Below are 23,719 nucleotides of genomic sequence, written 5' to 3' on the forward strand. Positions count from 1 at the left end.
TCTTCCCGCTGCAATTCGTTGCTTTACAGAGCCATACCGGCGAGCGCCGCACGGTCCAGATGTTCATTGACTTCCTCGGGGTCGCGGAAGGTGGGCACCGCCCGCTTCATGGCTTCGCGGATTTCCTCGCTGCCGATGGAGGTCTCGGCATGGCGCAGCACGCCGCGCAGTTCCTCCAGCCGGCGGTCCACCTCGGACCGGGGCAGCGGGGTGTCGTGTTCGATGAAGATGCGGTCATTGTCGGTGCTCTCGAGGTTCTCGTTCTTCATCAGCGGTTCCTCATAGAGCTTTTCGCCGGGCCGCAGACCGATCTCGCGGATGTCGATGTCCCGGTACGGCACCAGGCCGGACAGCCGGATCATGTTCTCGGCCAGGTCCAGAATGCGCACCGGCTTGCCCATGTTGAGCACAAACAGCTCCCCGCGGCGGGCCATCGCGCCGGCCAGCATGACCAGCTGACTGGCCTCGGGGATGGTCATGAAGTAGCGGATGATGCGCTTGTCGGTGATGGTGAGCGGACCGCCCTTCTCGATCTGTTTCTGGAAGAGCGGAATGACCGAACCGTTGCTGCCCAGCACGTTGCCGAACCGCACGGCCGCAAAGGAGGTCTTGCTGTCGGTGCGGCACTGGATGACCATTTCACACAGCCGCTTGGTGGCGCCCATGATGTTGGTCGGGTTGACCGACTTGTCGGTGGAGATCAGGATGAACTTGCCGACCCCGTACTTTTCCGCCATGTCGGCGGTGTTGTAAGTACCGAACACGTTGTTCTTGACGGCGTCGCAGCCGCTGTGCTCCATCAGCGGCACATGCTTGTGGGCCGCCGCGTGAAAGACGACCTGCGGCCGGTAGTGGGCAAAGACGCTTTCCAGCCGGGCGCGGTCCCGCACCGAGCCGATCTCGACGGCCAGGTCAAGGCTGGTGCCGTAGCGGCGGATCAGCTCCTGCTGGATCGCGTAGGCGTTGTTCTCGTAGATGTCAAAAATGACAATCTGGCGCGGTGCGCACCGGGCAACCTGGCGGCACAGCTCGCTGCCGATCGACCCGCCGCCGCCCGTGATCAGCACGACCTTGCCGGCGTAGAACGCCCGGCTGGCCGCGTCGTCGATCTTCATGCTGTCGCGGAACAGCAGGTCCTCGATCTTGATTTCCCGGATGACGCGGCGCTCGGCGTTGAGTTCGGTGCCGGCGTCGGTGAACGGGAAATCATAGAGCTTGATCTTGCAGCCGGTGCGGCTGTAAAAGTCGTAGAGGTGCCGCGCGGCGTCGCCGTCGATGGAGGGCAGCGCGATGAAGATTTCCTGCACCGGCATCGCCTTGAGGCGCTCGATGATGGACTCGTCCTCGCCGTAGACCCGCAGGCCGGCAACCCGGCCGCCGATCTTGGCGCGGTCCTTGTCGATGTAGCACACCGGGCGGTAATGCGAGGCGCTGCTGCAGGTCAGTTCCTCGGCGAGCAGCGCGCCGACCTGGCCGGCGCCCACGATGGCAACGCCGATCTTGTTCATTTCGGTGCCGTCCACGTTGCAGTGGCGGTAGTACCGCTGGTAGACAAACCGCGAGGTCAGCGTGATGACGTTGACCATCGCGACCAGCGAGGCACTCTGCCAGATCCCCATATAAATGTATCGCACGCCGTAGGTCAGCGCGGTGGCCGTCAGGCCGCCCGCGAGGTCGGCGCAGACCAGCTGCAGGTAGGACTTGGAATCCGCGTAGCGCCAGACGTTGGTGTACACCCGCATCGCAAACCGCATGCCGAAGATGAACGCCGCAAAGACCAGCGCGTTGAGAAGGTACCGTGCGGGCGGCAGATCGCAGCTTGCCGAGGACAGCCCCATGATCAGGTAGCCGAACAGGTAAACCGCCGCGTAGAGAACAAGGTCCGTCAGCATGAGCAGCTGCTTGCGCTTGTTCTTGAATCCGATGCTCCAGCTCATCCGGCGTATCTCACTCCCTTCTGTCAAAGACAAATGACTTTATTTATTGTAACATAATTCAACTAAAAATGCCAGCCAAATTTATAAATAATTCCTATTTGTAAGGTCGTCGAACATTTCTCCCTCCCGCTGCCGCGTTTTTGTCGCGATTGAACAAAAATCAACGTTTTATCTGGCAATTTTCTCCTTTGTTTTTCCAAAATCTTCCTCGATACGCACTTTTTTCCTGTTTTCCGGTGTGCGGCGGGCTGCAGAGGGAGACAAACCTTCATTGAATTCGGCCTTGAATTATGCTATGATAAGAGCATTCCGCAAGAGACAAATTTTTTCCGATCCGCTCTCAGGACCGGAGCCGAGCAAAGGAATCCCGCGATGATCGATCTGCACTGTCATATTCTCCCGGCGCTGGACGACGGCTCGCCGGACGCCCGCACCTCGCTGCTGATGGCCGAGATGGCCGCCGACAGCGGCACGGGGCAGATTGTCTGCACGCCGCACTGCAACGCCGACGATCCGGGGCTGGCGGCGCGGGCCCGGCGCATCCGCCGGGCCGCCGGGCTGATGAACGAGATTCTTGCCCGGCAGCGGGTGGAGCTGCGGCTGTTCCCCGGCATGGAAGTGCTGTGCACGCCGGGGCTGGACCGCGCGCTGCAGAGCGGGCAGCTGCTGACGCTGGCGGACTCCCGCTATCTATTGATTGAGTTTGATTTTGACGCTTCGGCGGGGTACATGGCGGACTGCCTGCAGGCGGTGCAGGACCACGGTCTGGTGCCGGTGCTGGCCCACCCGGAGCGGTATTTCACGATTCAGGAGGACCCCGGCCCGATTGCCGACTGGTTTGACGGGGGCTGTGTGATCCAGGTCAACAAGGGCAGCGTGCTGGGGCGGTTCGGCCCGGGGCCGGAGCGCACGGTGCGCTGGATTCTCGACCGGGGGCTGGCGCATCTGGTGGCCAGCGACGCCCACGGCACCCGCAGCCGCACGACGGTGCTCAGCGAGGTGCGGTCGGTGCTGGCGCGGACCTGGTCCCCCGCCTACGCCGAGGTGCTGCTGCTGCGCAATCCGCGCCGCATTGTAATGAACCGGGAGCTGCTGGCCCCGGATGAGATTTGAGGTATCGCAATGAGGTCTTTCAAGATCCTGCTGGCGGTGGTGGCCGTCATCGTGTTTGGGCTGTACGGTGCGGTGCGGGTGCGCGACTCGCTGCTGACCGACCACACCGCCCCCGTCATCAGCTTTGACAGTGACACCGTCACGGTCAGCGTCGGGGATGACGAATCCGCCCTGCTGGCCGGCGTCACGGCCCAGGACAACCGCGACGGCGACCTGAGCGGTCAGGTCATGGTGCGCAGCATCTCGCAGTTCATCGAGCCGCGCACCGCGCTGGTCAGCTACATTGTCTTTGACGCGGCGGACAACATCGGCACGGCGTCGCGCAATGTCGTCTACAGCGACTACCGCTCCCCCCACTTTGCGCTGAGCGAGCCGCTGATCTACCGCGTCGGCTCCACCGTCACGCTGACCGACCGGCTGAGCGCCGACGATGTGCTGGACGGCGACCTGAGCGGGTCCATCCGGCTGGTGTCCTCCAACTTCAACAACACGGCCGAGGGCACCGGCACGCTGACGGTCCAGGTGACCAACAGCATGGGCGATGCCGCACAGCTGGAGCTGCCGGTGATCTTTGCGGTGCTGTCGCCGCAGGACCCCGAGATCACGCTGACCGACGCGCTGGTCTACCTGCCCGTGGGGGCGGATTTCCGGGCCGAGGATTACCTGGCCGAGGTGACCGACCCGCTGTACGCCCCGACGGCCGCCGGAGACGAGGAGGAGGGCGAGGAGCCCCAGACCGTCGATCTGCGCGGCGCCGTGACGGTGGATTCCAACGTCGATACCGGCACGCCGGGCAGCTACCGGGTGTTCTACACCTACCAGTCCGGCGACGGCACGACCGCCCGCACGGCCATGACGGCGCTGACCGTTGTGGTGGAGGAACAATAAGAAGGGAAAGGTATTCTGATGAACAACAGCGAAACTTCCGCCTGGTCCGCGCTGGAGCCCTGGTGCGTCCTGACGCGGGTGCTGCGCAGCGCCTGGATGATCCTGCTGGCAGCCCTGATCGGCGTGGCGGCCGCCGCAACGCTGGCCCGGACCCAGTTCCGTGACCGGTACGGCGCGCGGGTGACCCTTGTGGTGATGTCCCGTTCCTCCACCTCGGCCTCGCAGGATGCCTCGACGGCGAACTCGGTGGCCTCGACCTTCTCGGAACTGCTGGGCAGCGACTTCATGCGCCGCCAGATCCTGGAGGGCGCCGGGCTGGACAGCTTTTCCGGCACGCTGACCGCCGCCAACACCGCCGACACCAACCTGATCACCGTCACGGTCACGGCGGACACCGCCCGCGAAGCCTTTCTGGTCATCCGTTCCATCACCAAGAACTACAACCAGCTGACCCAGTACCTCTTCCGCGGGGCGGTCATCTCGGTGCTCAACGCCCCGATCAACTACACGATCTCGACGCTGCCGATGAGTCTGCGCCGGATGGAGCTGCTGGCCGCGCTGGCCTGCGCCGCCGTCGTGGTGCTGGTCATCGTGCTGGAGATGCTGCGCGACGACACCGTGCAGACCACCCAGGCCGCCCGGGACAAGCTGGACGCCCGGCTGCTATTGAGCATCGCGCACGAGAAAAACCGCTCCGGCAAGCGGCGGCGTCCGCTGCTGCTGACCGAGCCGACGGTGAGCTTCACCTTCTCGGAATCGGTGCACCGGCTGCGCGCCCGGCTCGAACAGGAGAAAGCCTCGGAGGGCACCAACATCTTCCTGTTCACCAGCGTGATGGAGCACGAGGGCAAATCCACCCTGGCCGAGAACGTCGCGCTCTCGCTGGCGCAGAAGCACCGCTCGGTGCTGCTCGTCGATGCGGACTTCCGCAAGCGCTCCCGCTTCTGTGACAAGGCCAAGGACTGGAAGGTCCAGCAGTACGATTACAACGACTTCAAGCTCTGCTGCGCGCACGTCAAGTCCTCCAACCTCTATGTGCTGTACAGCCCCACGCTGCTCAAGGACCCGTCGCGGCTGCTCGTGTCGGGCCGGTTCTCCCGGCTGCTGGCCCAGCTCAAGAGCTCCTTCGGCTATCTGGTCGTGGACACCCCGCCGCTCGAACTCTTCTCGGACGCCGAGATGCTGTCCGACCTCGACGCCGCCAGCGTGCTGGTGGTGCGGCAGGACCTGGTTCCGGCGCCGGTCATCAACGACGCGATCGACACCCTCAAGCAGCGGCGGGCCCGTTTCCTGGGCTGCGTGCTCAACGACGTGCGGGTGCTGATGCCCTCGGTGCTGGCCCCCTACGGGTCGGACTACGGCTACGGGTACGGCAAATACGGCAAGTATGGCAAATACGGCGGCTATGCCAAGTATGAGCAGGCCGCCGAGCAAGACAAAGGAGGCGAAGCATGAGCGACAAGGAAAAATCCAGCCTCCAGCCCATTGACCTGATCGCCATTCTGCGCAGTTTCTTCCGGCTGCTGGGCCGCACCTGGCCGCTGGTGCTGGTGGCCGCGGCGCTGCTGGGCGCCCTGGCCGGCGCCAGGTCCTACCTGTCCTACCGGCCGCTCTACCGCTGCCAGGCCGTGCTGTCGGCGCAGTACACGAGCGTCTACACCAACGCGACGGACATCCAGAGCTACGGCAGCAACTACAGCTCGACGGTGAGCACCAAACAGATCGTGAGCACCTTCTCGAGCATCATCACGACCGACGCGATGCGCGAACAGATGCTGGCCCGGCTGGGCACCGACACGATCAACGGCTCGATTGTGCCGCAGAGCATTGCGAATTCCAACCTCTTCACCCTGACCGTCACAAGCTCGGACGCCCAGAGCGCCTACGATGTGCTGATGGCGGTGATTGACTGTTATCCCTCGGTTGCGGCGCTGGTCATCGGCAACACCGAGATTGAGCTGATCGAGGAGCCGGTACTGCCCACCGCGCCCACCAATCCGCGCGACTGGCAGTCGGCGGCCGTCAAGGGGGCGCTGCTCGGCGTGGTGCTCATGCTGGCGCTGACGCTGCTGCTCTCCCGCACCCGGACGGCGGTTCATTCGCCGTCCGAGATCCGCCGCCTGACCAACCTGACCTGCCTGGGCATGATCCCCTCGGTGCGCAGCAAACGGCGCTCCAAGGGCAAGACGACGGGGCTGTCCATCCAGAATGACGCGCTCTCCCCCGCCTACCAGGAGGCCGTGCGCACGGTGCGCAGCCGTGTGCTGCACCGGCTGCCCGCCGACGGGGAGTGCAAGGTGCTGATGGTCACCAGCACGATGCCCGGCGAGGGCAAATCCACCGTGGCGGCCAACCTGGCGCTGAGCCTGGCCCAGGCCGGCAAGCATGTGGTGCTGCTGGACGCCGACCTGCGCGTTCAGTCGCTGCACGCCTTTTTCGGCATCTCGCAGAAAGGCCCCGGCCTGGCCGAGCTGCTCCGCAGCGCCGAGCCGGATCCGGTGGCGGCCGCCCGGTCGCTGCCCGGCACGACCCTCAAGCTCATCACCGGTGCGGCGAGGGTCGGGTCGCCGGCCTCGCTGCTCCACTTCCACAAGCTGGAACGCATCATCGGGATGCTCCGGGCCGAGGCCCAGTATCTCGTCATCGACACGCCGCCCATCGGGCTGCTGAGCGACGCCGCCCCCTTCCTGCCCTTTGCGGACGGGGTGGTCTATGTGATCCGGGAGGACACCGTCAGCGCCTCCCAGATTTCCACCAGCCTGCAGGCATTGTCCGACAACAAGGCCAAACTGCTCGGCTATGTCTTCAACGCCTCCTCCCAGAGCGTGGGCCAGTACGGCTACGGCCGCCACGGATACGGCCATTACGGCTACGGCGGCTACGGGCGCTCGGGCTACGGCGGGTACAGCGGCTATGCGGGCTACGGCAAGTCCGCGGCCAAGGAATCCGGCTGATCCAAAAACGGGACGGTTCCCGGGGGTTTTGCCCCGCAGGAACCGTCCCGCTTTTTGTTTTACAGGTCCATGCCGTCCGGCGGCAGCGTGCGGAAGAACCGCACGACGAAGGGCAGCGTGATGACGAAGGCGCAGATGTCCGCGACGGGCTGGGCAATCTGGATGCCGCGCAGCCCCAGCACGGTGCTGAGCAGCAGCACGGCGGGCAGGAAGCAGAGTCCGCTGCGCAGCGAGGCGAGCAGTGAGGCGACGCGGTTGTGGCCGATGCTCTGGAACAGCATGTTGGAACAGATGGTGAGCGGCTGGAAGAAGAGCGCGACAAACTGGGCGGTCAGCGCGGTGGTGCCGATGGCGATGACCTCGGGGTCATTGCGGAAGAAGCCGACGAGCGGGCCGCAGAAGAAGAAGCCCACCGCCGCGACGGTGCCGAGCAGGATCTCCGACGAGATGAGGGTGAAGAAGTACCCGGTGCGCACCCGGCTGTACTTTCTGGCGCCGAAGTTGAAGGCCGAGACCGGCTGGAAGCCCTGGCCGATGCCCAGCGCGACGCTGAACACGAAGGTTGCAATGCGGGTGACGATGCTCATGGCGGCCACGGCGGCGTCGCCGTAGAGGCGGGCGCAGCTGTTGAGGGTCATCGTCGAGACACTGCCCATGCCCTGCCGGATCAGGCTGGGCAGGCCGGTGCGGCAGATCTGCAGCAGGTCGGAGACACTGCCCATCGAGCGCGGGCGGATCTTGCTCTGGGTGCGGCCCGACAAAAACATGAAGAAGAGCAGCGAGAAGCTGACCAGCTGGGAAACCGCCGTCGAGATGCCCGCACCGAGCACCTCGAGGCCGAAGACGTTCATGAGCAGCCAGTCGCCGAAGATGTTCAGCAGGCTGCCGCTGGTCAGGCCGATCATCGCCAGGGCGGCGCGGCCCTCATAGCGCAGGATGTTGTTGAGCACGCAGGAGCTGGCCATGAAGGGGGCGCCCAGCAGGATGCAGGCGCCGTAGGTGCGGGCGTAGGGCAGGATGGTCTCGGTGCTGCCGAGCAGCCGCATGAACGGGTCCATGAAGGCAAAGCCCAGCACGGCGATCAGCGTGCCGGCCGCAAAGGAGCCGAAAAAGCTCGTCGTCGCATAGCGGGTGGCGCTGCCGACATCCTTGGCGCCCAGATGGCGGCTGATGATGCTGCCGGCGCCGTGGCCGAACATGAACCCGAAGGCCTGGATGACCGCCATCAGGCCGAAGACCACGCCGACGGCGCCCGAGGCACTGGTGCCGACCTGGCCGACAAACCAGGTATCGGCCATATTATAAATGTTGGTGACGAGCATCGAGATGGTCGTCGGGATGCCCAGCTGTACGATGAGGCGCGGCACCGGCGTCTGGGTCATCTTGCGGTATTGTGCGGACTGTGTTTCTGTCATGATATTTCCCTTCCCTTCGGGGAGCATTATAGCACATTCCCGGACGGAAAAACAGTTTTCAACAGTTCGTATCTGGCCGGGCGGTTGATAACACTCTGTATTGCGGCTTTCCACTGTGAAATTGTTGAAAACTCTGTTGAAACCGTGGAAAACCCGCCCGGTTTTCCACCAACCACACGCAAAGGTTGTTTTTTGATGGGGAATGCTGCCGGTTCGACAACAAAATATTGAACTCCGACCGATAAAATGGTACAATACAAAAATAAGAACGGGCGGACCCATTGTGGAAAACCCGCCCGCAATTCCACATTTCCGGAGGTCCTATGCGCTGGATTGACAGACTGGAACGCCGTTTTGGCCGGTACGGCATTCCCAACCTGATGAACGCCATCCTGATCGGCCAGTTTCTTGTGTGGTTCCTGATCCTGTTTGTGAACAAGGATCTGCTGGTGCTGCTGCCGCTCTACCGCGACGGGCTGGCCCACGGCCAGATCTGGCGGGTGGTGAGCTTCCTGTTCCTGCCGCCGCTGACCACCAGCATCCTGCAGCTGCTGCTGACGCTGTATTTCCGCTGGTGGGTGGGCAACGCCCTCGAGCGTGCCTGGGGCGATTTCCGGTTTCTCGTCTACCTGGTCATCGGGGTGATCGGCGCGGTGCTGAGCTGCCTGATCAGCGGCGCGGGCAGTGCCTCGGGCATCTTCCTGAGCCTCTTCTTCGCCTACGCCTGGATGTGGCCGGACCAGCAGGTGCTGCTCTTTTTCGTGATTCCCATCCGGATGAAGTGGATGGGCTACGCGGCGGCGGCCGTCTGGGTGCTGGAATTCCTGCAGGGCGGGCTTTCCGCCAAGGTGAGCCTGCTGTTCGGCATTGCGGGCTTCCTGGTCTTTTTCGGGCCGGAGATGTTCCATTTCATCCGTCAGGAAATCGTGAGTTATCGACGCCGCCGGGACTGGGAAAAACGGACCGGCCGCAAATGATTGTCTATCGTATTGGGAGGATATGATCATGAAACTTGTCACTGCCATTGTCAACAAGGAAGATTCCCGCGCTGTCTGCAACGAGCTGCTCAAGCACAAATTCTATGTGACCCGCCTGGCCACGACGGGCGGCTTTCTGATGGCCGGCAACATGACGCTGATGATCGGCACCGAGGATGAGCGGGTGGATGACTGCATCGCCTGCATCTCCAAGTGCTGCAAGCAGCGCACCGAGATCGTGCCCGGCACCGCCTCGATCGGCGTCGGGCTGGAGAGCACGATGCCCATTCAGGTCACGGTCGGCGGCGCCACCGTCTTTGTGACCAACGTGGAGCGGTTTGAAAAACTGTAATGGCGATGCTGGACCGGCTCGCGGGCAACCGCGCGCTGAAAGCGGACCTGACGACGGCGCTGCGCACCGACCGCCTGCCGCACAGCCTGCTCCTTGTGGGGGAGCCGGGCTGCGGGGCGGGCTTTGCCGCGCGCTGTCTGGCCGCGGACTATCTGTACCCGGACGGCGGCGCCCATGCCGAGGCCGTCCTGCGCGGGGAGGACCCCGAAAGTCTGACCGTCCGCGGGGAGGGCGCCTCGGGCCAGATCCGCGTCGAGCGCATCCGGGAAGCGCGGGATGCCATCCAGCGCTCGGCGCTCTCCTCGGACGCCCGGGGCCGGGTGCTCTTTCTCTACGGTGCGCAGAACCTCAACGGCTCGTCGGCCAACGCGCTGCTGAAAATCCTCGAGGAACCGCCCGAGGGGGTGCTGTTCCTGCTGACGGCCTCCAGTGCGGCGGCGGTGCTGCCGACCATCCGCAGCCGGTGTTCGGCCTACACGGTGGCGCCGGTGCCCGAGCCGGAATGTGCCGACGCGCTGCGCGCCGCCCACGGCGAGCTGAGCGAGCGGCAGGCGCTGGACCTGGCCTTTCTGTACGAGGGGCATCTCGGGACCTGCCTGCGGGCGGTCGAGGAGGACGCGGCGCGGGCATCCCGGGCGGCGGCGCGGGAGCTGGCGCGGCAGGCGTCCCAGCAGGACACCTACCGGGCGGCCGCCCTGCTGGCCGGGTATGAGAAGGACCGCGAGGGCGCCCTGGCCGTGCTGTGGCAGCTGGGGCAGTCGGCCGGTGCGGCGCTGCGGCGGCCCGGCTTTGACGGGCTGCAGCCCGACACGGCGGCCCGGGTACTGCGGGCAGCCGAGGCGGCGGACCGCGCGCTGCGGGCCAACGGCAACGCCCGGCTGGCGCTGACGATCTGCGCGATCGACCTTACACAAGGAGTACAGAATCCATGAAAGTCATATCGGTAAAATTCAAGGAGAGCGGACGCTCCTACTACTTCGACCCGCAGGAGCTGGCGGTGCGGGAGGGCGACCATGTGATCGTCGAGACCGCCCGCGGCGTGGAATGCGGCGAGGTCGTCCGTGCCCCCCACGAGCTGCCCTCGGGCGGGTTCCCGCACGAGATCAAGCCGGTGATCCGGATGGCGGACGGCATTGACATCCGCCGGATGCAGCAGAACCGCGCCGATGAGAAATCCGCCTTTGTGCTGTGCGAAAAGCGGATTGCGGCGCACGGCCTGCAGATGAAGCTGGTGGACGCCGAGTACACGCTGGACCGCAACAAGCTGGTGTTCTATTTCACGGCGGACAACCGGGTGGATTTCCGCGAGCTGGTCAAGGACCTGGCCGGGCTGTTCCGCACCCGCATTGAGCTGCGGCAGATCGGCGTGCGGGATGAGAGCAAGATGCTGGGCGGCCTGGGCGTCTGCGGGCAGCCCTTCTGCTGCAGCCGGTTCCTGAAGAATTTCCAGCCGGTTTCCATCAAGATGGCCAAGGAACAGGGCCTGAGCCTGAACCCCGCCAAGATCAGCGGCGCCTGCGGCCGGCTGATGTGCTGCCTGGCCTACGAGCAGAAAAGCTATGAGTACCTGAATTCCATCACCCCGACGCCGGGCAGCATTGTGCGGACGCCGGACGGCGAGGGCACCGTGATGGAGGTCAACGTTGTGGCAGGCACCCTCAAGGTGCGCAGCAACATCGAAAGCCTGGCCCCCAAGATCTACAAACGCAGCGAATGCGTCTATCTGCGCGGCGGGCGCCGGGTTCCGGTGGCCCCCGACCCTGAACAGGAATGATCTTCTTGACAGTTGCCGGGCAGCGCGGTATAATAGGTCCCGCATTCATGGGGGAGTAATTCCGCGCATCCGCGTGCAGTCTGCCCGTCATGACGGCCCGCAGCGGGCCCGGACAACTGGTTTTGAATGAGACTCATGTACAGTTCAGGCTGTACATGGGTCTTTTTTTTGGCCCTGTCAGCCCCACAAAAGGAGAGAGTGTCATGAAGCAAGAGTACATCCGCGAAGCCGACGAGCTGCTGCGCGAGCTGCAGAGCGGCCCGGACGGCCTGACCGAGGCGGAGGCCGCGGCCCGGCTGGAGCGCGTCGGTCCGAACAAGCTGCGCGACGCCGAGAAACCGACGCTGTGGCAGCGGTTTCTGGGTCAGCTGCGCGACCCGATGCTGATCATCCTGCTGTGTGCGGCGGCGGTGTCCGCCGTGACCAGCGCGCTGTCCGGCGAAGGGATGGCCGATGTCGTCATCATTCTGGTGGTGGTGCTGCTCAACGCCGTGCTGGGCGTCTTTCAGGAGAGCAAGGCCGAGGCCGCGATTGAGGCGCTGCAGACGATGACGGCCGCCACCTGCCGGGTGGTGCGGGGCGGCCGGACGCTGACCGTGCACAGCGACACGCTGGTGCCCGGCGACGTGGTGCTGCTGGAAGCCGGCGACAGTGTGCCGGCGGACGGCCGCCTGCTGGAGAGCGCCAGCCTCAAGGCGGAGGAATCGGCGCTGACCGGCGAGAGCGTGCCGGTGGGCAAGATTGCGTCGGTGCTGGGGCTGGCCCCCGGCGAGAAGGACGTGCCGCTGGGCGACCGCAAGAACATGGTGTATATGGGGTCGTCGGTGGTGTACGGCCGCGGCCGGATGCTGGTGACCCACACCGGCATGGATACCGAGATGGGCAAGATTGCCGGCGCCCTGGCCGACACCGGCGACGAGCAGACCCCGCTGCAGCGCCGTCTGGACGAGCTGGGCCGGACGCTGTCCAAGCTGGTGCTGGCCATCTGCGTCTTTATCTTTGTGTTTGACCTTGTGGCGGCGGGCAGCTTCACGCTGGACAGCGTGCTGTCCACCTTCATGGTGGCGGTGTCGCTGGCCGTGGCGGCGATCCCCGAGGGGCTGGCCACCGTCGTGACGGTCGTGCTGTCCATCGGCGTGACCAATATGAGCCGCCGCCATGCGGTGATCCGGCGTCTGACCGCCGTCGAGACGCTGGGCTGCACCCAGGTGATCTGTTCCGACAAGACCGGCACGCTGACCCAGAACCGGATGACGGTGGTGGACTGGTGCGGCGACCCCGACCGGGTGGCCACCGCGATGGCGCTGTGCAGCGACGCTTCGCTGCGGGAGGACGGCACCGTGGAGGGCGAGCCGACCGAGGCCGCGCTGGTGGCCTTTGCGGCGTCCCGCGGGCTGGACAAGCCGGCGCTGGAAGCCCGGGAGCCCCGCGTGGACGAGGCGCCCTTTGACTCGATGCGCAAGCGGATGAGCACGATTCACCGCCGGGAATCCGGCTGGGTGCAGTACACCAAGGGCGCGCCCGACGTGATTCTGTCGCTCTGCACGAGCTATGAGGAGAACGGTCAGGTCCTGCCGATGACCGAGGAGAAGCGCCGGGAGTTCCTGGCCGCCAACAAGGCGATGGCGGACCGCGCGCTGCGGGTGCTGGCCGCGGCGCAGCGCCTGTGGCCGGAGCGCCCCGCCGGGCATGAGCCGGAACAGCTGGAGCGGGATCTGTGCTTCCTGGGCCTGACCGGCATGATCGACCCGGTGCGGCCCGAGGTCAAGCCCGCGATTGCCGAGTGCCGGTCGGCGGGCATCCGTCCGGTCATGATCACCGGCGACCACCGCGACACCGCCGTGGCCATTGCGACCGAGCTGGGCATTCTGGACAGCCCCGACCAGGCCGTGACCGGCGCCGAGCTGGACGGGCTGAGCGATGACGAGCTGCGCCGCCTGGTGCCCCGCATCAGCGTCTATGCCCGGGTGCAGCCCGAGCACAAGGTACGGATCGTCAAGGCCTGGAAGCAGAACGGCGCCGTCACGGCGATGACCGGCGACGGCGTCAACGACGCGCCCTCCATCAAGGCGGCGGACATCGGCGTGGGCATGGGCATCACCGGCACCGACGTGACCAAGAACGTCGCCGACATGGTGCTGGCCGACGACAACTTTGCGACGATTGTCAACGCCGTGGCCGAGGGCCGCCGCATCTACGACAACATCCGCCGCTCCATCCAGTTCCTGCTGGCCTCCAACATGAGCGAGGTGCTGGGCGTCTTTACGGCGACGCTGCTCGGCTTCACGCTGCTCAACCCCGTGCATCTGCTCTTCATCAACCTGATCACCGACTGTTTCCCGGCGCTGGCCCTCGGCATGGAGAAGGCCGACCCCGACAGTATGCGCCGCCCGCCCCGCAGCTCGCAGGACGGCATCTTTGCGGGCGGCATGGGCTTTGACATCCTGTACCAGGGCGTGCTGATCACCCTGATCACGCTGGCGTCCTACATCATCGGCCACTGCATGGAGATCGGCCGGTTCGAGATGCCGCACGGCGTCAGCCCCGACGGCATGACGATGGCCTTCCTGACCATGAGCATCTGTGAGATCATCCACAGCTTCAACATGCGCAGCCAGCGGCGCAGCGTCTTTACGCTGCACAGCCACAACGCGGTGCTGTGGGGCGCGATGCTGGGCAGCCTGGTGCTGACCACCGTCGTGCTGGAAGTTCCGCCCATTGCGGCGGCCTTCGGATTCACGCCGGTGTCGCTGCCCGAGTACCTGACGGCGCTGGCGCTGGCCGTGCTGATCCTGCCGCTTGTCGAGCTGGTCAAGGCCGTCCAGCGCGCGCTGGACGCCCGCCGCGGAAAGTGACAAAATTTGCCGAATCCCTTGCAAATACAGGGCGTTGGTGTTAAAATGGGATAAACGCATAGAAGCGTGCCGGGCGGGGCGACCCCACCGCACAGGGCCCGGTCGGAACTAAGACAGTGCGGAGATAAGGAGTATATCATGGCCCATAAGGTTAGCAGCGAGTGTGTCGCTTGCGGCGCTTGTGTTGACACCTGCCCCGTTGGTGCGATCACCATGGAAGACAAGGCTGTTGTCGATCCTTCCGCCTGCATCGATTGCGGTGCCTGTGAGGGTGTCTGCCCCACTGGCGCAATCCAGCCGGAATAATCGGTTTGACCCAGTCCCCCGTGCCCGGCACGGGGGACTTTGTTTTTTGCCGCGGGCTTCCCGCGGGGATTTTCAACGGAAAGAAGGCTGTCTGAATGCAGTACGATTTTACTTCCCTCATGGACCGGCACGGCATGGATGCCATCGCGGTGGACGGACCCGGCCAGGGCGGTTTCGCCCCCGGCGCCCCCAAACCCGGCTCGGGCTTTGATGTGATCCCGATGTGGGTGGCCGACATGAACTTTCCCACCGTGCCGACCATTCCGCAGGCGATCATCGAGCGCGCCTCCCATCCGGCCTACGGCTATTTCTCGACCCGGCCCGACTATGCCGAGTCCATTCTGCGCTGGCAGCGCGAGCGCCACGGCCTGACCGGCGTGACGGCCGACTGCATCGGGTATGAGAACGGCGTGCTGGGCGGCGTTGTGTCGGCGCTGCGGGCCTTTGCGACCCCCGGCGACGCCGTGCTGCTGCACAGCCCGACCTACATCGGCTTCACCCACTGCATTGAGGACAACGGCTTCACGATTGTCCATTCGCCGCTGCGCCTCGACGAGCAGGGCATCTGGCGGATGGACTACGAGGACATGGACGCCAAGCTCAAGGCGCACCACATCCATGTGGCGGTGTTCTGCAGCCCGCACAACCCCTGCGGCCGCGTCTGGGAGCGCTGGGAGCTGGAAAAGGCGATGGAAGTCTACCGTGCCAACGACTGCATTGTCATCTCGGACGAGATCTGGTCGGACATCATCCTGCCCGGCCACACCCACATTCCCACCCTCTCGGTCAGCGAGGACGCCCGCAGCCGCACGGTGGCCCTCTATGCCCCCAGCAAGACCTTCAACCTGGCGGGCCTGATCGGCAGCTACCACATCATCTGCAACCCGACGCTGCGCGACCGGGTGGACTCGGTCTCCTCCAAGACCCACTACAATTCGATGAACGTCCTGTCGATGCACGCGCTGATCGGCGCCTACAAGCCGGAGGGCGCCCAGTGGGTGGACGAGCTGTGCGAGGTGCTGGGCGGCAATGTGGACTATGCCTGCCGCTTCATCGCCGAGCACTTTGACGGTGTGCGGGTCAGCAAGCCGCAGGGCACCTACATGCTGTTCCTGGACTGCACCGACTGGTGCGCCGCACACGGCCGCACGCTGGACGAGCTGCTGCGCGCCGGCTGGGATGTCGGCGTGATCTGGCAGGACGGCCGGCCCTTCCACGGTCCGTGCTCCATCCGGATGAACCTGGCGCTGCCGCTCTCCCGCGTGCAGGAGGCCTTTGACCGACTGGAAGCCCACGTTTTCCACGCTTGACACGGCGTGCGCCGTATCGTAGAATAAAGGCAGAATGAACCATTCGCGCACAGGAGGTTTTTTCCATGCAGATCCAACAGCAATTCGTCCTGCGTCAGATCCTGGACGAATATGTCCTGGTCCCGGTCGGCGAGACCGCCGAGTCCTTTCACGGGATGGCCGGCCTGAACGAAGTGGGGGCGCGCATCTGGGAGCTTCTGCCCGATGCCCCGGACGAGGAATCCCTGGTCCGCACCCTGCTGGAGGAATACGACGTTGAGGAGCCGCAGCTCCGCGCCGACGTGAAGGAATTCCTCGGCAAACTCCGTGAGGCCCACATCCTCGCCTGAACCTATCCAAGACAAAAAGCGTGCCGCGCACCCCGTTTCCGGGATGCGCGGCACATTTTTATTGGATTGTGGTTGCTGTCGGATCAGGAAAGATTGTTGTAGCTGACGTACATCGTGTCGGAATAGACCGTGGCCGAGCGCCCGGTGTCGGGGTCGGTGTAGGTCAGGAAGGCACGCACCGCATAGCGGGTGGACGCCGCGCTGGGGGTCATCGTGTAGCTGAAGGTGCCGTCGGCGCCGTACTTGGTAAAGCTGACGCGGGTGCGGCCCGGCGTGTTGATGCTCAGCATCTTGGTGCCCAGCTTGGCGGCCGAGTAGTAGACCAGGCCGTGCGCCGTCACGTTGTAGTAGGAATCCACATTGGCGTAGTCCTCAAAGCAGCCGGTCATCTTGATGCGGCCGTTGGCGGCGGCCTCCACCTTGAGGGATACCGTCGGGGCCTGTCCGCCCAGGCAGGGGATGATCTCCTCCTTGGTCTCGTGGCAGACCGTGCAGGTGTAGGTCCGGATGCCGGTCTCGGTGGCCGTGGGCTGCTTGGTCACCTTGCCCTCGTCATAGACATGGCCCTTGGCCGGCGTCGTGATGCCGTCGCGGATCTTCTCGCCGCAGACCGCACAGTAGACGGTGCCGGTGTAGCCCGGCTCGGTGCAGGTGGCTTCCTTGGCGTCGGTGGGCGCCGCCTCGACGTGGCCCTTGGCGGGCAGTTCCTCGCCCTGCTTGATCAGCGCGCCGCAGATCTTGCAGTACACATCGCCGGAGTAGCCCGGTTCGGTGCAGGTGGCTTCTTTGGCGTTGCGCAGCTCGGTCTCGGTGTGGCCGGTGGCCGGAATCACGGTGCCGGTCTCCACCACCGCGCCGCAGCGGTCACAGACCTTGTCGCCGGTGTAGCCGGCCTGGGTGCAGGTGGCGTCCTTCTGGTTCTCCAGATGGGTGCTCGTGTGGGGGCACAGCGCGCCCTCGCCGCTCAGATAGACTTCATAGGTGTTGGCGCTGCTGCCGTCCTCCGACAGGGTCAGCACCCGCACGGTATTGCCCAGCACGGGCAGCACCGTGACGGCCGCATTGTCGCGGCCTTTGGCGGTGACGACGGCATTGCCGTCCGCCTGGACGGTGTACTGCATCGTCTCGGGCGCAAAGCCCTCGACGGTCTGACCGTTGACGGCCAGATCCTCGAGCAGCGCGCCGGTGTTCCATTCCAGCTTTCCCGCAAAGGTCATGACCTCGGCCTCGGTCAGCGCGACGCAGTGGCTGCCGCTCGTGCCGCCCTGCTGGGTCAGCGTGATCTGCAGCGCCACCGGGTTGACCGGGGAGGCAAATTCATAGTGGCAGAGCTCGCCGAGCGCGTAGGTTTCCACCGAGGTCTCGACGGCTTCCACCGGGGTGAACTCGCTGCCGTTGAGCGACCAGGCAAAGCTGACGCTCTCCGGCTTGGCGGCGCAGCTGTCATAGTAGTAGTACAGGTTGACGCCGCTCACCATCTGGGCGGTCGCCCAGGTGTAGGTCAGCGTCGCGGTGGCCGACTTGGAGCGGTTGTTCCAGTTGCTCCACCGTTCGCTGGTATTGTCGCCGGGCTTGGTGACGCCGTTGTTCAGCGAGCTGAGCACATCGGACTGGCTGGCCGGGTCGATGTCCTGGGTCAGGCTGGACGCCTGGGGCGCCACGTTGATGCTCTCGGTGCTGACGGCCTCGGCCACCCGCACCGTCGCGGTGACCGGCAGCGTGTTGTCGCCGAAGATGGCGGCGCTGCCCTCCACCGTGACCACGTCGCCGACTTTGGCAAACCGGTCGGCGGTCAGGTCCTTCCATTCCACCGCAAAGCTGCTGCTCAGCGTGCCGTCGGCCAGCACACCGCTGACCGTGTCGGGCAGGGTGGGCACCACGCCCGGCTGGGTGACGGCCGAGACATTGCGCAGCGCCTGGATGTTGTCAATGACGTGCAGGCGGCAGGTCACGGACAGCGGGTCCTCCCCGGCAAACTGCAGGGTACCGCCGATCACATGGTCGCCGGGGGTGTTGACGGTCTCGGAGGGGATCTCATCCCAGGTGACGGTGCCGGTGACCTCGCTGCCGTCCGCCATCGTGCCGGTGGCCTCGGTCTGCAGCGTCGGCACGGTGCCGCACTGGATCGTGTAGTCGCGCACCATCGTGTAGCTGACCAGCCCCTCGGTCACGGTGCTTGCGGTCGGGGTGGTCTGCACAGTGACCTGGCCGCCGGTCAGGCCGTCCGAGGAGATGTCCAGCGTCATGCTGCCGGCGTTGTGGGTGGAGCGCAGGATGACGAGCGCCTTGCCCGCATAGGCCTGGATGACGGCATCGCTGTCGCCGGTCAGGACGCTGGCCTGCTGGAACTTGTCGTTGGTGGCCTGGTCGCCGTTGTCCACGCCGGCGATCGTGCCGTCGCCGCTCAGATGGAAGCGGATCGTGTTGGTGGCGGTGGTGTCGAGGACGCCGTTGGCATCCTGCAGGTCCACCGTGACATAGATCAGGCTGCTGCCGTCCGCCGCGACGCTGGTGCGGTTGGCCGTGATGGCCAGGTGATCGACCGTGCCGGGCGTGGCCACGGTGGAGCGGCCCTTGGTGTCGGTGATTTCGGTGACGCCGTCCGCCTCAAAGGCGCGGGCGGTGATGGCGCCCTCCTCGTAGGCCACGCGGAAGGTGGCGTAGAGGGCTTCCGAGCCGGAGGCCTGCACCGCCGTGCAGACGCTGCTGTTGTCGGACTGGGTCGTGTAGCTGGTCAGTTCATGGCCGGCGGCGCTGGACCAGTCGTTGCGGGTGGCGGTGCCGATCAGCTCGCCGTTGCGGTAGAGCTTGACGACCGGCGCGTTGGAGTAGATGACCACCGGGGTCAGGCCGTTGGTCCGCACCATGTTGTCGGGGTCCCAGGCCGTGACGAGGTGAAGGGTGGTATCGCTGCGGTTCCACTGGCTGCGGTAGAGGTAGTAGGTGTCCTTCTCGAAGCCGGTGGTCTCGACGATGCCGAAGTAGCTGCTGTTGGGCACGCTGCCGCGGCCGCTGGTCGAGCCGCTCGTGGTGCCGTTCCAGGGGGTGGGCTCGCCGATGTAGTCAAAGCCGGTCCAGACAAATTCGCCGGCCACACAGTCGTTCTGGTAGGTATTGTAGATGGATTCGTGCGCCGTGATGCCCCAGCTGACGGCGCTGGTGTCGTAGCTGGTCAGATGCAGCTTGCCGTCGGCGTTGCTGTTGTTGGCCTGGGACAGATAGATGCCGCGGCTGTTGGTGGCGCTGGAGGTCTCGCTGGCGAGGATGCAGCCGCCGAACTGGTCGGCCAGGCTCTTGAGCTGGGAGGCGCTGTTGGCGTAGTTGAAGCCGACAACGCCGCCGTTCTTGAGGATGGTCTGCAGCACGGCCACCAGGCGGGAGTCACCGCCGCGGTTGTTGTCGCCGCTGGTGGTGGGCCGGGTGGTGTCCTCCTCGTGAATCCAGTCGATGAGGTTCTGGGCGATGGCGGCGTAGTTGCCGACGTTCTCCCAGTAGGTGCCTTCCTGGACCTCGTTGCCGAGGCTCCACAGGATGATGCAGGGGGCGTTGCGGTCGCGGCGGACCATCGACTTGATCGCGTACTCGGCGCAGGTCATGTCGGGCTCGGCGCCCAGCAGGCCGCAGCTCTCGCCCACCGGCGTGTCAAAGTAGCGGCTGAAATCGTTGCTGTTGCTGTTCTTGGGATCGACCCAGCCGTCGAAGGCTTCTTCAACAACCATCAGGCCAATTTTGTTACAAGCGGAGATGAAGTCCTGATCGGCCGGATTGTGGCTGGTCCGGATGGCATTGACGCCCATATCCTTCATGATGGTGAGCTGGCGGTAGATCGCGTCGTCGTAGGCGGCGGAACCGAGCGCGCCCTGGTCATGATGGAGGCAGACGCCGTTGATCTTGACGGGCTGGCCGTTGAGGGAGAAGCCGTTCTGGTCAAAGGCATACCAGCGGTAGCCGAATTCCGAATCGACGGTGTCCACGATGCTGCCGTCCACAAGCAGTTCGGTGCGCAGCGTGTAGAGCGTCGGAGAATCGGGGCTCCAGAGGGACGGGGACGCGACGACCGGTTTGCAGGTCGCCTCGGCGGTCTGGCCTGCCTCGACCGGGACAACCGTCTCGTCAGGGTCGGAGACCGCGGTGCCCTCGGCGTTGTAGACGGTGCAGCGGACCGTCACATCGCGGGGCGTGTCGCTGTCGTTGACGACCTCCACGACGGTCTGGGCGGTGCCGGTGCCCTGCGCAATGTCGGGGGTGGTGACCGCCGTGCCGTTGAGCTGGACATGGACCGGGTCGGCCGCAATCAGCGTGACATCGCGGTAAATGCCGCTGCCGGAATACCACCGGCTGGACGGCAGGTTGTTCACGGCCTTGACTGCGATGACGTTCTCGGTCGTGCCGTCGCAGACCAGCGCGTCGCTCACGTCGATGGCAAAGGCGGTGTAGCCGTAGTGATGCTCGCCGACCTGGGTGCCGTTGACGTAGACCGTCGCCTGGGAGTACACGCCGTCAAAGTTGAGCAGCAGCGTCTTGCCGGCATAGCTCTCGGGCAGGGTCAGCGTGCGGCGGTACCAGCCGGTGCCGCCGGGCAGAAAACCGCTCTCGGCCTCGCCGGACGTCGTGAAATTCTGGCTGATGCTGAAATCGTGGGGCAGATCGACGGATTCCCAGCCCGAGTCGTCAAAGTTGGGATTCTGAGCGCTGTCGTTGTTGCCCAGGAAAAACTTCCATCCGGCATCCAGATCGGTCTCGCGCCCGGTCAGCCCGTCGGCTGCCAGGACCGTCGTCTGGGGAGTTCCCGCGATGGTCGCGCCTTCGGCCAGTGTCACCGCCGGCGCAGTGTCCCCGTCTTGGGCAAGCGCAGCCGTCGGCACAGCACTCATCAGGAGGGCCGTGCAGAGCAGCGCGGATACCATCCGCCGGGTAACGGAACGTTTGTGCATTCGTCCTTCACCTCTTTCAAATACTTCAGGGAAAAATGGAAGAATCTTTCATTCCAAAGATCTTCCGATCCATGTTGACTATAACAAAATTGTAAGTTTTTGTCAAGTTATCGAAAAATTTTTATTGCATATCGCGAAAACCGCAGTGTTTCCGATTTTTCAACATCTTGTGGAAAATGGTGGAAAATCCGGCATTTCTCCACAAAACAGGAAAGAATCTTTCACAATTAGGTCCGAAAAAGCCCAAGCCGGCGCAGATTGCCGGCTTGGGGCGTTCGCGGTGTTACAGTTCGCAGGGGTCTGCGGGGGGGTCGGTGTGTTCCCCGGCCTCGGCGGTGTCGGGCAGGCGGGCGGCATACTCGGCATAGTAGCGGGCCGCGGCCTCGTTCATCCGGCAGAGGTATTCCGGCCGGCCGTTGAGGTCGCCGCACTCGTTGTGGACCATCGCGATGCAGGCATGGCAGAGCGGCTGGTTGGGGCAGCCCGCACAGGCCGGCCGGTAGCGGACGGCGGCGGTCTTTTCGACCAGTTCCTGCCAGGCGTCGCGCAGCGGGCGGCCCTGCCGCTCCACCGTGACACTGCCGTACATGCCGCAGTTGGACATGTTGCCGTGCCAGTCCAGCCAGAAGGAGCACAGCCCGGCCCGGCAGCTGATCCGCATCGGGCCGCGGTCCTCCCCTGCCCCGATCTGATCCAGCGGCACAAAGTGCTGGAACCGCCGGGCCTGACCCAGGAACCAGGCGGGGTTGTTCTGCAGGAAGTCCGCGCGCACCCGGGCCAGACCGGCCTGTTCGGGCGTCAGGCGGTCATTCTGCCCCACCAGGGAGGCATCCCGCCGCAGCGGCGGGAACATATAGGTGGCCACCTGAATCGGACTGCCCACCCGGTGGGCATAGGCGATGATCTCGTCAAGATCGTTGACGTTCTCGGGGGTGATGCTGGCGTTGAATTTGACCGGCACATGGTTCTGCTGCAGCAGTTCCACGGCGCGGTGTACCTTTTCAAAGGCGCTGCCGTCCCCGCAGAGGTTCTGGTAGGTCTCGGCGCTGGCCCCGTACAGCGTGATGTTGATCCGCACCGGGCAGTGATGCCCGAGCCAGCGGGCCATCGGCTCGTCGATCAGCGTGGCGTTGGAGTTGATGCTGACCTGCAGACCCATCTGCTGCATGCCGGCCATGATCTCGCGGAACTGGGGATGCAGCAGCGGTTCGCCGCCGGTCAGCAGCGGGAAGAGCAGTCCCAGGTCGCGCGCCTCGGCGGCCAGCGCCAGCCACTGGCCGGCGTCCATCAGCCCGCCCTCCTGCCGGACATCGGCATAGCTCTTGTGCACATAGCACATCTTGCAGTTCAGCGTGCAGGCCGGCGTGAGTTCAAAGGCCGACATGATGGGCAGCCTGGCGTGGGCGGCTTTCTGCATGAGCCGTTCCCGCACGGTCAGTTGATTCGTCGTCACGAAAAAATCCCGTCCTCTCTGAGTCGTTGTTTCAGGCATCGGACCGCTGCCAGGTCCGGTGTGCAGGTCAGTCTGTACAGCGGGACCTCGTTGAGCAGGGCGGTCAGCATTCCGGTTTCGCGCACACAGCCGTCGGTGTTCCATACATCCAGGATGGTCTGTTCCATCAGCGGTGCCATGGCGTGGACGCCGTGAAGGCGTTCGACCTCGTTGGCGGTTCCCTGGCGCAGCAGCACCAGGCAGCCGAGCGACCAGGCGTCGGGCCGCGCGATGGGGGTGGAGCCGTCGATCGGGTATCCATAGCTCTTCCAGCCGTCGGGGCCGCGGCGCAGCAGGGTGCGGTCCCCGCAGACAGGCAGGGCCTTTTCGTAGGTGGCCCACAGCCTGGCCTGGGTGCTCTTGCCGGTTCCCGAGGGTGCCGTAAAGACAATGCCCCGGTTTTCCGTCACGATCTGGGCCGCATGCAGAAAGATTACCCCGAATTTCTGGAAAATATCCCGCATCGGCAGGGTCCGGAGAATCCAGTCCAGCGTATCACGCGGGGTCGGATAGGCGGTATTGATGCTGCAATCCAGCCGGCGGCCGTCCGGCGTCAGCAGACAGCGGGCGACCGGGCCGCGCGCCCCGCCGATGGTTTCGCACCAGAGGCCGCGGTCATCGCGGTAGTAGCGCTGGATGGCATCCCGTCCCAACGGGTTTTCCAGCATCCGGACGGGGAATTCCCGCTCCCAGCGGACCGTGACCCGGACATCGGCCGGATGGCAGGGCGGTACAACGAAGTCCGCCAGCCGCTGGGAGAGTCTGACCGGCTGTTCCAGACAGAACGCGAGGGTGATTCCCGCAAAACTGAGGGTCACTTCGGAGATGTTGTTCATAGCTTCCTCCGAAAAACGGCCGGCAGAAAACTGCCGGCCGTTTTTACCGTTTCAGGTCGTTACCGATCGCTGGTGCTCAGGACGTCCAGTATCCGTAATCGCCGCCCGAAGTGTAGCAGTCACACGTATCTTCGTAGAACTGCACATTGTGCGGAACGGAGAAGAGCGAAATGCCGTTGGACATTGCAAACGGGTCCTGATAATCCTCGCACTGGGAATGGGATCCCATTGCGGGGCCGTTGTGGAC

At 64.8% G+C, this 23,719-nt stretch carries 17 protein-coding genes; 12 read left to right on the plus strand and 5 right to left on the minus strand.

Annotation, left to right across the window (positions count from 1 at the left end):
• Nucleotides 1-23: 23 nt before the first annotated feature.
• Entirely contained in the window at nucleotides 24-1,937 is a 1,914-nt protein-coding gene (locus U0L91_RS09885; protein WP_330046548.1) for a polysaccharide biosynthesis protein, read from the minus strand.
• Between the two features lie 372 nt (nucleotides 1,938-2,309).
• Here U0L91_RS09885 and U0L91_RS09890 point away from each other — a divergent pair, with 372 nt between their 5' ends.
• From U0L91_RS09890 to U0L91_RS09905, 4 genes are read left to right on the plus strand one after another with little or no spacing between them, the layout of a single operon-like run.
• Entirely contained in the window at nucleotides 2,310-3,050 is a 741-nt protein-coding gene (locus tag U0L91_RS09890; RefSeq protein ID WP_330046550.1) for a tyrosine-protein phosphatase, read from the plus strand.
• 9 nt (nucleotides 3,051-3,059) lie between these two features.
• Nucleotides 3,060-3,938, plus strand: a complete 879-nt coding sequence (locus U0L91_RS09895; RefSeq protein WP_330046551.1) for a hypothetical protein — start codon at nucleotides 3,060-3,062, stop codon at nucleotides 3,936-3,938.
• Between the two features lie 18 nt (nucleotides 3,939-3,956).
• Complete coding sequence (locus tag U0L91_RS09900) at nucleotides 3,957-5,393, plus strand: polysaccharide biosynthesis tyrosine autokinase (protein WP_330046552.1); 1,437 nt, start codon at nucleotides 3,957-3,959, stop codon at nucleotides 5,391-5,393.
• On the plus strand, nucleotides 5,390-6,892 hold the full coding sequence (locus tag U0L91_RS09905) for a tyrosine-protein kinase domain-containing protein (protein WP_330046554.1): 1,503 nt from the start codon (nucleotides 5,390-5,392) through the stop codon (nucleotides 6,890-6,892). Before U0L91_RS09900 ends, U0L91_RS09905 begins: the two co-directional genes overlap by 4 nt.
• A 59-nt stretch (nucleotides 6,893-6,951) precedes the next feature.
• Here the strand turns inward: U0L91_RS09905 and U0L91_RS09910 are convergent, their stop codons facing one another.
• Nucleotides 6,952-8,307: an MATE family efflux transporter gene (locus U0L91_RS09910; protein WP_330046555.1), complete on the minus strand. Its 1,356-nt coding sequence runs from the start codon at nucleotides 8,305-8,307 to the stop codon at nucleotides 6,952-6,954.
• A 323-nt stretch (nucleotides 8,308-8,630) separates the two neighbouring features.
• Here U0L91_RS09910 and U0L91_RS09915 point away from each other — a divergent pair, with 323 nt between their 5' ends.
• The 8 genes from U0L91_RS09915 (at nucleotide 8,631) to U0L91_RS09950 (ending at nucleotide 16,210) form a co-directional block, all read left to right on the plus strand.
• Nucleotides 8,631-9,284, plus strand: a complete 654-nt coding sequence (locus tag U0L91_RS09915; protein ID WP_330046557.1) for a rhomboid family intramembrane serine protease — start codon at nucleotides 8,631-8,633, stop codon at nucleotides 9,282-9,284.
• A gap of 28 nt (nucleotides 9,285-9,312) precedes the next feature.
• Complete coding sequence (locus U0L91_RS09920) at nucleotides 9,313-9,636, plus strand: cyclic-di-AMP receptor (RefSeq protein WP_330046559.1); 324 nt, start codon at nucleotides 9,313-9,315, stop codon at nucleotides 9,634-9,636.
• Nucleotides 9,636-10,568 carry a hypothetical protein gene (locus U0L91_RS09925; protein WP_330046561.1) on the plus strand — a complete coding sequence of 311 codons (933 nt, stop codon included), beginning with the start codon at nucleotides 9,636-9,638 and terminating at the stop codon, nucleotides 10,566-10,568. The genes U0L91_RS09920 and U0L91_RS09925 overlap by 1 nt, the downstream gene beginning before the upstream one ends.
• Nucleotides 10,565-11,410, plus strand: coding sequence for a PSP1 domain-containing protein (locus U0L91_RS09930; protein ID WP_330046563.1), 846 nt, complete (start codon nucleotides 10,565-10,567; stop codon nucleotides 11,408-11,410). Before U0L91_RS09925 ends, U0L91_RS09930 begins: the two co-directional genes overlap by 4 nt.
• Nucleotides 11,411-11,613: 203 nt before the next feature.
• A complete protein-coding gene (locus U0L91_RS09935) occupies nucleotides 11,614-14,265 on the plus strand; it encodes a cation-translocating P-type ATPase (RefSeq protein WP_330046565.1) in 2,652 nt (883 codons plus the stop codon).
• A 138-nt stretch (nucleotides 14,266-14,403) separates the two neighbouring features.
• On the plus strand, nucleotides 14,404-14,571 hold the full coding sequence (locus tag U0L91_RS09940) for a DUF362 domain-containing protein (protein ID WP_330046567.1): 168 nt from the start codon (nucleotides 14,404-14,406) through the stop codon (nucleotides 14,569-14,571).
• Between the two features lie 95 nt (nucleotides 14,572-14,666).
• Nucleotides 14,667-15,881: a MalY/PatB family protein gene (locus U0L91_RS09945; RefSeq protein WP_330046569.1), complete on the plus strand. Its 1,215-nt coding sequence runs from the start codon at nucleotides 14,667-14,669 to the stop codon at nucleotides 15,879-15,881.
• A 65-nt stretch (nucleotides 15,882-15,946) separates the two neighbouring features.
• The gene (locus tag U0L91_RS09950; RefSeq protein WP_330046571.1) at nucleotides 15,947-16,210 is read left to right on the plus strand and encodes a PqqD family protein; all 264 of its coding nucleotides are present in this window, start codon (nucleotides 15,947-15,949) and stop codon (nucleotides 16,208-16,210) included.
• 83 nt (nucleotides 16,211-16,293) lie between these two features.
• On the opposite strand, the gene U0L91_RS09955 is transcribed toward U0L91_RS09950, so the two are convergent.
• The 3 genes from U0L91_RS09955 to U0L91_RS09965 form a co-directional block, all read right to left on the minus strand.
• Nucleotides 16,294-21,144 carry a glycoside hydrolase family 2 TIM barrel-domain containing protein gene (locus tag U0L91_RS09955; RefSeq protein ID WP_330046573.1) on the minus strand — a complete coding sequence of 1,617 codons (4,851 nt, stop codon included), beginning with the start codon at nucleotides 21,142-21,144 and terminating at the stop codon, nucleotides 16,294-16,296.
• Between the two features lie 283 nt (nucleotides 21,145-21,427).
• Entirely contained in the window at nucleotides 21,428-22,597 is a 1,170-nt protein-coding gene (locus U0L91_RS09960; protein ID WP_330046575.1) for a radical SAM protein, read from the minus strand.
• The gene (locus U0L91_RS09965) at nucleotides 22,594-23,472 is read right to left on the minus strand and encodes a hypothetical protein (protein WP_330046577.1); all 879 of its coding nucleotides are present in this window, start codon (nucleotides 23,470-23,472) and stop codon (nucleotides 22,594-22,596) included. Before U0L91_RS09965 ends, U0L91_RS09960 begins: the two co-directional genes overlap by 4 nt.
• Nucleotides 23,473-23,719 lie beyond the last annotated feature (247 nt).

This window comes from Gemmiger sp. (assembly GCF_036306485.1).
In the GTDB taxonomy this organism is placed as follows: Bacteria; Bacillota; Clostridia; order Oscillospirales; family Ruminococcaceae; genus Gemmiger.